We start from the raw sequence: 7500 nt of genomic DNA on the forward strand, positions 1-7500 counted from the left end.
TGTTCAGCCGAGTTTTTCGGTGAGTTCGGGCACGGCGGCGAAGAGGTCGGCGACCAGGCCGTAATCGGCGACCTGGAAGATCGGCGCTTCTTCGTCCTTGTTGATCGCCACGATCACCTTGCTGTCCTTCATCCCGGCCAGGTGCTGGATCGCCCCCGAGATCCCCACGGCCACGTAGAGATCCGGGGCCACGACCTTGCCGGTCTGCCCGACCTGCCAGTCATTCGGCGCATAGCCCGAATCCACCGCGGCCCGGGAGGCGCCCACGGCGGCACCCAGGGTATCGGCGAGCTTCTCGATCATGGCGAAGTCCTCTTCGGAGCCCACGCCGCGCCCGCCGGAGACCACCACGCCCGCGGAGGTCAGCTCGGGCCGGTCGCTCTCGGCGACCTTGTCCTCGACCCAAGCGCTCAGGCCCGGATTATCGCCCGCGGCGATCTCTTCAACCGGTGCGCTGCCCCCGGTCTCGGCCGCGTCAAAGGTCGAGGTCCGGAAGGTGATCACCTTGGTCGCATCGGCGGATTTCACGGTCTGGATCGCGTTGCCCGCATAGATCGGACGGTCGAACGTGTCCGCATCCACCACGGCCACCACATCCGACAGCACCATCACATCCAGGAGCGCCGCCACCCGGGGCATGATGTTCTTGGCATCGGTCGTCGCGGGCGCCACCACATGGGAATAGCCCCCCGCCAGGGACGCGATCAGCGCCGCCACCGGCTCGGCCAGGCGATGCCCGTAAAGCGCATCTTCGGCCACCAGCACCTTGGCCACGCCCGAGATCGTCGCCGCCTCGGCCGCAGCCTCCTTGGCGGAGGCCCCCACGCAGAGCAGGGTCACCTCCCCCAGAGCCGCGCTCGCGGTCACAGCCTTGGCGGTGGCATCCATCGCCAGCGCCCCATCGGTTACTTCTGCCAGACACAAAACAGCCATCAGACAGCTCCTGCTTCCTTGAGTTTCGACACCAGCTCCTCGACAGAGCCGACCTTGATCCCGGCGGCGCGCTCGGCCGGCTCGGAGGTCTTGACCACGCTCAGGCGCGGGGTCACATCGACGCCGTAATCCGCCGGCGTCTTCTCATCCAGAGGCTTCTTCTTGGCCTTCATGATGTTGGGCAGCGAGGCGTAGCGCGGCTCGTTGAGGCGCAGATCCACGCTGACAATCGCCGGCAGGGAGACCTTGATCGTCTGCAGACCGCCATCGACCTCGCGGGTCACGCTGGCACTGTCGCCCTCGACAGCCAGCTCCGAGGCAAAGGTCGCCTGGGACCAGCCCAGAAGCGCGCTGAGCATCTGGCCCGTGGCGTTCATGTCATTGTCGATCGCCTGCTTGCCGCAGAGCACGAGCCCCGGCTCTTCGTCCTTGACCACCGCCGCCAGCAGCTTGGCCACGGCCAGAGGCTCGATATCCGTGTGCACGTCCTCGGCCGCATTGATCAGGATCGCCCGATCCGCGCCCATGGCCAGCGCCGTGCGCAGGGTCTCCTGGGATTGCTTGACGCCGATCGACACCGCCACAACTTCCGTGGCCGTCCCCGCCTCCTTCAAACGGATCGCCTCTTCCACGGCAATCTCGTCAAACGGGTTCATCGACATCTTCACATTCGCAAGATCAACACCACTCCCATCCGCCTTAACACGGACCTTCACGTTATAATCAATAACGCGCTTCACAGGCACCAATACCTTCATAAGACCATGTCTCCTGTTTGTACGCCGCCGGGGCGGGCGCAAAGAACTCTTCGGCATGGATTTAACGGGTTACGCGCGGGGAAAACAGCGCAAAATGGTCTGACTTGACCCTTCCGACGCCGCGTTCTTTGCCGCATGGGGGCCGGACGGCAGGATTGGCGAAACCGTGCTAGACTGCCTGCATTTTCCGGATGTGGAGGATTATGCGATGCGATTTCTGCCGATGTTGACCTTTGTCGAAGTTCTGGTGGTTCTGGCTCTGCTCGCGGCTCTGGCGGCGGTGCTTCTGGGGTTGAGATCCGCGGCCCAGGGGGCGTTGACCCCGCGCGCGCTGCCTGGGGCCGGGCTGGGGACCAAGGCGCCCAAGCCGAAGCCGACGCCGGTTGCGGATATCACGCGAACCGGCGTCCTGCTCAATCAGGCGCTCGCGCAGGAGAGCTTTGATGCGGAACTCTGTGCCGAGTTGATCGCTTTGCGGGATCGGCTCAAGGCGGATGGGCGCTTTGCCGATCTTGTGGCGGATATCAATGGGGTGCTGGCCAGCCATTGTGACGGATGACGCGCCGCGAATGGCCTTGGCGGTGGCCGCCAATGCCCCGGCGTTGATCACCCTCATCGTGGGTCGCGTGCGCAAACACGCCGACCCACGCGTCTACCGCTGAGCTCCGGGGATCAGCGGTTCGCGCCCGGCACCCAGAGTACGTCGCTGCTGCCATTGTCATTGGCCACGCGCCCGGCCACGAAGAACCAGTCCGACAGGCGGTTGAGGTACTTCACGGCTGCCGGGTTTACGGCTTCCATCGTGGCAAGCTCCACCGCCAGCCGCTCGGCCCGGCGGGAGACGGTGCGGCAGAGATGCAGGTGCGCGGCCAGCGGCGAGCCGCCGGGCAGGATGAAGCTCCGCAGGGGCTCAAGATCCTTGTTCATCCCGTCAATCTCGGCTTCGAGCCGCGATACCTGACTGTCGGCCATGCGCAGGGGCGGGTACTCGGCCTCGGCGTCTTTCTCCATATCCGGGCGGCAGAGATCGGCGCCCAGATCGAAGAGGTCGTTCTGGATCATCGCCAGCTGCGCATCCATCTCGCCGGTCGCGTGCAGCCGCGCGAGCCCGACGGTCGCGTTGGTCTCATCCACGGTGCCATAGGCGGTCACTCGCGTGGAATGCTTGGCCACCCGCGCGCCGCTGCCCAGAGCGGTTTCGCCCGCATCGCCGGTTTTCGTATAGATCTTGTTGAGAACGACCACCTGTTACCCCTCGCCTGTGGTTTGTCGCCGGATAAAGACGAACAGCAGAATGAGCAGCACTGCCACGAATTGCGCGGCAATGCGCCAGCGCATGGCTTTGTTGGCGTATTTCTTGTTGAAATCGCCGCCTTTCGCAAAGCTGCCAATCCCGAAGAGCAAGATGCCAACGACAGCCAGCATGGCGATTGCCATCACGATAAAGAGCGGGTCCTGGGCCATGCGGTCCTCTGCGTGTTGTCCGAGTTGGGATGCTACCTAGGCGGGTGGCGCGAAAAAGCGAAGGGGGGCGGCGGAAAAACCGCTAGCCTGCCTTGCGGATCAGCGCGTCGAGCCAGCGGGTCGGCAGAAGCCTGCGCGCGATGCCCATGATGTGGGTCGGCGTCGTGATGTAGTAGCGCGGGCGGGGGCGGGGGCTTTCGAGCGCATGGATCAGCTTGTCGGTCACGGCCTTGGGCGGCAGTTCGAACTTGTCCGGGCCGCTGTCATCGTAGAGCCGCTTGAGGAGCTGGCTTTCATATTGCGCCGCACGGGGCGAGTCGCGCCATTTGATCCATTTCACGAAATGCGGGATCGAGTTCTCGCGGATCCGCGAGGTGATCGGCCCGGGCTCGATCAGGATCACATGGATCGGCGTGTCGGCCATCTCGATCCGCAGCGTGTCCGTCAGCCCCTCCAGCGCGAATTTCGTCGACACATAGCTCGCGCGCCAAGGCAGGGTGACGAAGCCGAGCACGCTGGAGTTCTGGACGATCCGGCCATGGCCTTGGGCCCGCATCACCGGCAGGATCCGGCGGGTCAGCTCATGCCAGCCAAAGAAATTCGCCTCGAAATTCGCGCGCAGAGCGTCCGTGGGCAGATCTTCCACCGCGCCGGGGATTGCATGGGCGCCATTGTTGAACAGGGCATCCAGCGTGCCGCCCGTGGCCTCCAGCACCTCCGCAAGCCCGGCTTCGATGCTGCCTGTGTCCGTGTAGTCGATCAGGGGGCTCTCGAAGCCCTCACCCGCCAGCCGGTCGCAATCGCGCTGCTTCTTGCAGGAGGCAAAGACCCGCCAACCCCGCGCCCGCAAGTCATGGGCCGCCGCATAGCCGATCCCGGAGGAACAGCCGGTGATGAGGATCGAACGCTCTGTCATGGCAAATCAGTGACGGCCTCACGTCCAAAGGGCAAGCCTCAAACGCGCCGGGAGCATCGGGGCCGCTTTACGCAGCCGCGTGGCGGGGCTACACAGCATCTATGAGCAGCACGACAGACGACCCCAACATGGACGATCCGCAAGAAGATCCGGGCGCGGCCCAAAGCTCGGAGCCGTTGCGCCGCGCGATTGGCGAGCGCTATCTGCAATATGCGCTCAGCACGATCATGCACCGCGCCCTGCCGGATGCGCGGGACGGGTTGAAACCGGTGCATCGCCGGATCCTTTATGCCATGCGCGAATTGCGCCTGACCTCGACCGGGGGGTTCCGGAAATCCGCCAAGATCTCCGGCGATGTGATGGGCAATTATCACCCCCATGGGGACGCCGCGATCTATGACGCCATGGCCCGTCTCGCCCAGGATTTCGCCGTGCGCTATCCGCTCGTGGATGGGCAGGGGAATTTCGGCAATATCGACGGGGATAACCCGGCCGCCAGCCGCTATACCGAGGCCCGCCTGACCGCCGCTGCCGAGGCCTTGATGGAGGGGCTGACCGAAAACGCGGTGGATTTCCGGGACAATTACGACGGCACCCTGACCGAGCCTGAGGTGCTGCCCGCGGCCTTCCCGAACCTTCTGGCGAATGGGGCGAGCGGGATCGCGGTGGGGATGGCGACGAACATCCCGCCCCATAACCTGCATGAGCTGATCGATGGCTGCCTGCATCTGATCAAGGCCCCGAATGCCCGGGACGAGACCCTCTTGGAGCTGATCCCGGGGCCGGATTTCCCCACGGGCGGCGTGATTGTCGAGCCGCGCGAGAGCATCGCGCAAGCCTATGCCACCGGGCGCGGGGCCTTCCGGTTGCGCGCGCGCTGGAGCAAGGAGGATCTGGGCCGCGGTGTCTGGCAGATCGTGGTGACCGAGATCCCCTATCAGGTTCAGAAATCGAAGCTGATCGAAAAGATCGCCGACCTGATCCAGACCAAGAAGGTCCCGATCCTCGCCGATATCCGGGATGAGAGCGCCGACGATGTGCGCATCGTGCTCGAGCCGCGCTCCAAGAACGTGGATCCCGAAGTGCTCATGGGCACGCTCTTCCGCCTGTCGGAGCTGGAGACACGGTTTTCGCTGAACATGAATGTGCTGATCGACGGTCGCACGCCCAAGGTCTGTTCCCTGCGCGAGGTGTTGCGGGCGTTTCTCGATCACCGCCGCGATGTGCTGCAACGCCGCTCGCGGCACCGGCTGGCCAAGATCGATCACCGGCTCGAAGTGCTCGAAGGCTTCCTGATCGCGTTTCTGAATCTCGACCGGGTGATTGACATCATCCGCTACGATGACGACCCCAAGGCCGCGCTCATGCGCGAGGACTGGGGTCGTGATCATGTGCGGGCGACCGACGAGTCGGACTACAAGACCCCCGCCCCGGGCGAAGGCGAGCTGACCGAGGTGCAGGCTGAGGCGATCCTCAATATGCGCCTGCGCTCCCTGCGGCGGCTCGAAGAGATGGAGCTGATCTCCGAGCGCGACGCCCTGATGGCAGAGCGCGCGTCGCTCGAGGATCTGCTGGCCGATGAGGGCCTGCAATGGGCGCGCATCGCCGAGGAGCTGCGCGAGGTCCGCAAACAGTTCGGCAAGGGCACCGAGCTCGGCGCGCGGCGCACGGATTTCGCCGAAGCGGCCGAGGTGGCCGAGGTCTCCCTCGAGGATATGATCGAGCGCGAGCCGATCACCGTGGTCTGCTCCAAGATGGGCTGGATCCGCGCGATGAAGGGCCATATCGCGCTCGATTCCGCGCTGAAGTTCAAGGATGGCGATGAAGGGCGCTTCATCTTCCACGCCGAGACCACGGACAAGCTGCTCGTCTTTGGGGCGAATGGGCGGTTCTACACGCTCTCTTGCGCCTCGCTGCCCGGTGGGCGGGGCATGGGCGAGCCGATCCGGCTGATGGTCGATCTGCCCAATGAGGCGGAGCTTGTGGATCTCTTCCTCCATGTGCCGGGGCGGCGGCTGATCGTGGCCTCCGATGCCGGTGACGGGTTCATCGTGCCCGAAGCGGATGTGGTCGCGCAGACCCGGGCAGGCAAGCAGGTGCTCAACGTCAAGACACCGTACAAGGCGCTGCTCGCACGCCCCTTGGCGGGCGATGCGATTGCGGTGGTAGGCGAGAATCGCAAGGTGCTGATCTTTGCTGCGGACGAGCTTCCCGAGATGGGGCGCGGCAAGGGCGTCCGGCTGCAGAAATACAAGGATGGCGGGCTGAGCGATCTGCGCAGCTTCGCGCGCGCCGAAGGTCTGCAATGGCAGGACGGGGGCGGGCGCACCCGGACCGTCGCCGATCCCGAACTCACCGAGTGGACGGGCAAGCGCGCGGGCACCGGTCGCATGGCGCCGCGAGGCTTCCCGCGCGACAACAAGTTCACCTGAGACAAGAGGGACGGGGCATGATGCGAGCGATCAAAGCCGGAAGCGTGGCACTGGCTTGTGCTATTCTGGCAGGCTGCGCGAATAACGCGGAATTGCGCGAGGCCCGGCCGCTCGGCGCCTTCGAGCTCGGGTTCAACGTGGTTGTGGCCGACAATGCCCAGACCGTCCCCGGCTCGCGCACGGCGACCGAGGAAGAGCTCGAAGCGGCCATCTCCTCCGAGATCGAACGCCGGTTCCTGCGCTATGATGGCGGGCGGCTTTATCACCTGGGCATCAATGTGGATGGCTATGTGCTGGCCCCGCCGGGGATCCCGATCCTGCTCTCGCCGAAATCCGCCCTGATTGTCAGCGTGAATGTCTGGGATGACGCGCTGGGGGAAAAGCTGACCGAAAACGCCAAGCAGTTCACCGTGCTCGAGAGCCTGTCGACCGATGCCGTGGTCGGCTCTGGCTTCACCATGACCGCCGAGGAACAGCTGCTCAATCTCGCGCAGAATGCCAGCGCCCAGATTGAGACCTGGCTGTCGGAAAACCCCGATTGGTTCGACTATCCGGTGATCACCAATCCCTTCGAGGAGGGGATGACCTTCGAGGTTGATGTGACCGAGATTGCCCGGGGCACGGAGACCGGTGAAGAGGGGGTTCCCCGCCCCATCCGGCGCCCGGCGAGCTCCTGAAGGTCACAGTCTCGGGCGGAGTAATCCGTCCCGGCATTGCCTTGCATTTGGGCGCTTGATTTTTTCCTCAGACAAAAGTACGCAGCCCGCGATATCGCAACGGGTCCGGAGCGACCCCCAAAGACGAGGCGCCGTGCATCATGGCTAAGGAAAAGTTTGAGCGTTCTAAACCGCATGTTAACATCGGCACGATCGGGCATGTTGACCACGGCAAGACGACGCTGACGGCTGCGATCACCAAGCAGTTTGGCGACTTCAAGGCCTATGACGAGATCGACGGCGCGCCGGAAGAGAAGGCTCGCGGGATCACGATTTCCACC

The 7500-nt window shown here is 64.5% G+C and carries 9 protein-coding genes (1 of these 9 only partly in view); 4 read left to right on the plus strand and 5 right to left on the minus strand.

All coding sequences use genetic code 11. The annotated features are described in order from the left end of the window. Nucleotides 1-3 precede the first annotated feature (3 nt). Together ACP153_RS22895 and ACP153_RS22900 are read right to left on the minus strand one after the other, a co-directional pair. Nucleotides 4-933, minus strand: a complete 930-nt coding sequence (locus tag ACP153_RS22895) for an electron transfer flavoprotein subunit alpha/FixB family protein (protein WP_424972053.1) — start codon at nt 931-933, stop codon at nt 4-6. Beyond that, nucleotides 933-1691, minus strand: coding sequence for an electron transfer flavoprotein subunit beta/FixA family protein (locus tag ACP153_RS22900; protein ID WP_424972060.1), 759 nt, complete (start codon nt 1689-1691; stop codon nt 933-935). The genes ACP153_RS22895 and ACP153_RS22900 overlap by 1 nt, the downstream gene beginning before the upstream one ends. Before the next feature lie 208 nt (nt 1692-1899). Here ACP153_RS22900 and ACP153_RS22905 point away from each other — a divergent pair, with 208 nt between their 5' ends. Next, nucleotides 1900-2250 (plus strand): hypothetical protein, encoded by a 351-nt coding sequence (locus ACP153_RS22905; protein WP_424973335.1) that lies wholly within the window; start codon nt 1900-1902, stop codon nt 2248-2250. A 113-nt stretch (nt 2251-2363) separates the two neighbouring features. On the opposite strand, the gene ACP153_RS22910 is transcribed toward ACP153_RS22905, so the two are convergent. From ACP153_RS22910 to ACP153_RS22920, 3 genes are all read right to left on the minus strand, one after another. Continuing rightward, nucleotides 2364-2936: a cob(I)yrinic acid a,c-diamide adenosyltransferase gene (locus tag ACP153_RS22910; RefSeq protein WP_424973336.1), complete on the minus strand. Its 573-nt coding sequence runs from the start codon at nt 2934-2936 to the stop codon at nt 2364-2366. Between the two features lie 3 nt (nt 2937-2939). Beyond that, nucleotides 2940-3155, minus strand: a complete 216-nt coding sequence (locus ACP153_RS22915) for a twin transmembrane helix small protein (protein WP_424973337.1) — start codon at nt 3153-3155, stop codon at nt 2940-2942. An 82-nt stretch (nt 3156-3237) separates the two neighbouring features. Beyond that, nucleotides 3238-4071 carry an SDR family NAD(P)-dependent oxidoreductase gene (locus tag ACP153_RS22920; protein WP_424973338.1) on the minus strand — a complete coding sequence of 278 codons (834 nt, stop codon included), beginning with the start codon at nt 4069-4071 and terminating at the stop codon, nt 3238-3240. Nucleotides 4072-4172: 101 nt separating this feature from the next. Here ACP153_RS22920 and parC point away from each other — a divergent pair, with 101 nt between their 5' ends. The 3 genes from parC to tuf form a co-directional block, all read left to right on the plus strand. Continuing rightward, nucleotides 4173-6503, plus strand: a complete 2331-nt coding sequence (parC, locus tag ACP153_RS22925) for a DNA topoisomerase IV subunit A (protein WP_424973339.1) — start codon at nt 4173-4175, stop codon at nt 6501-6503. Between the two features lie 17 nt (nt 6504-6520). Beyond that, a complete protein-coding gene (locus ACP153_RS22930; RefSeq protein WP_424973340.1) occupies nt 6521-7180 on the plus strand; it encodes a hypothetical protein in 660 nt (219 codons plus the stop codon). 140 nt (nt 7181-7320) lie between these two features. Further along, on the plus strand, nt 7321-7500 hold the start of the coding sequence (gene tuf / locus ACP153_RS22935) for an elongation factor Tu (protein ID WP_424969927.1). Its footprint extends 996 nt past the window's final position; 180 of the gene's 1176 nt are visible here — the first part of the coding sequence; it begins with the start codon at nt 7321-7323; the stop codon falls past the right edge of the window.

It is taken from the genome of Dinoroseobacter sp. S76 (assembly GCF_049801095.1).
GTDB lineage: Bacteria > Pseudomonadota > Alphaproteobacteria > Rhodobacterales > Rhodobacteraceae > Dinoroseobacter.

Bases quoted from the DNA above. Each gene is read 5' to 3' on its own strand.
- ACP153_RS22915 (WP_424973337.1), bottom strand. From the start codon at position 3,155: ATGGCCCAGGACCCGCTCTTTATCGTGATGGCAATCGCCATGCTGGCT.
- parC (WP_424973339.1), top strand. From the start codon at position 4,173: ATGAGCAGCACGACAGACGACCCCAACATGGACGATCCGCAAGAAGAT.
- ACP153_RS22905 (WP_424973335.1), top strand. From the start codon at position 1,900: ATGCGATTTCTGCCGATGTTGACCTTTGTCGAAGTTCTGGTGGTTCTG.
- ACP153_RS22900 (WP_424972060.1), bottom strand. From the start codon at position 1,691: ATGAAGGTATTGGTGCCTGTGAAGCGCGTTATTGATTATAACGTGAAG.
- ACP153_RS22930 (WP_424973340.1), top strand. From the start codon at position 6,521: ATGATGCGAGCGATCAAAGCCGGAAGCGTGGCACTGGCTTGTGCTATT.
- ACP153_RS22895 (WP_424972053.1), bottom strand. From the start codon at position 933: ATGGCTGTTTTGTGTCTGGCAGAAGTAACCGATGGGGCGCTGGCGATG.
- ACP153_RS22920 (WP_424973338.1), bottom strand. From the start codon at position 4,071: ATGACAGAGCGTTCGATCCTCATCACCGGCTGTTCCTCCGGGATCGGC.